The organism is Paenibacillus sp. P4_A7 (assembly GCF_056402455.1).
Window position 1 is genome coordinate 1 of sequence record NZ_JBFUHJ010000821.1, and the last position, 1,043, is coordinate 1,043.

Here is a 1,043-nt window from a genome sequence, read left to right on the forward strand (position 1 = left end):
AAATGACCCCAAACAAGCGGTTTACTTCTTAGCTTGCTTATCAATATACATCAATTTTAACCTTAGAGCCAATAACATATGCCATCCACACCACCCATTATTCAGCTTGTGCCAGTAGAGTATAATTTAGGGAGAAACGATAAACTTTTCGCCTTAGGCCGCCTCTCATTTATAAGTTAAACCTATGTTAAAATAGATGGAGATTCTCTACTATTACATTCAAGGAAGGTGATCCTTTGCGCATTGGAGCTATTGAAGCAGGCGGAACGAAATTCATATGTGGAGTGGGAAATGAACACGGGGAAATAACGGATAGGATCAGTTTCCCAACAGAAGCTCCTGAAATCACTTTAAAGCAAGTAATAGACTACTTTAAAGACAAGCAAGTTGAAGCAATCGGGATTGGCTCCTTCGGTCCGATCAATATTGACCCAGAGAGCTCCCAATATGGCTATGTAACGACGACACCTAAGCCTGGCTGGTCTAATTTCAACTTTTTGGGTGCGATGAAAGAAGCGTATGACGTTCCTTATGGTTGGGATACGGATGTAAATGCAGCCGCCTTAGGCGAAGCTACATGGGGGGCCGCGAAAGGCCTAACGAGCTGTGCTTATTTTACGATCGGAACGGGAATTGGATTAGGGGTTTATGTGGAAGGCAAATTAATTCATGGTCTTGTGCATCCAGAAGGCGGGCATGTATTCGTAAGACGTCATCCCGAAGACAGCTTTGAAGGGGCTTGTCCTTACCACGGCGATTGCCTGGAGGGGCTCGCGGCAGGTCCTGCTATTGAGAAAAGGTGGCATACAAAGGGGCAGAATCTACCCACTGATCATCCAGCTTGGACTCTCGAGGCCTATTATATCGGTCAAGCGATTATTAATACTATTCTTATGCTGTCTCCGAAAAAGGTTATTTTAGGCGGCGGCGTGCTCAAACAGTCTCATCTGTTTCCGATGATCCATCAGGAAGTGCAAAAAGGTCTGAACCATTATGTGAATTCAGAGGCGATACTCACCAACATAGATAGTTATATAGTAGCT

General features: G+C 44.4%; 1 protein-coding gene. It reads left to right on the forward strand.

Features of this window, described 5'->3' with window-relative positions:
• Positions 1-236 precede the first annotated feature (236 nt).
• On the forward strand, positions 237-1,043 hold an 807-nt coding region (locus AC1DWN_RS34260), incomplete at its 3' end, for an ROK family protein (RefSeq protein WP_477563267.1).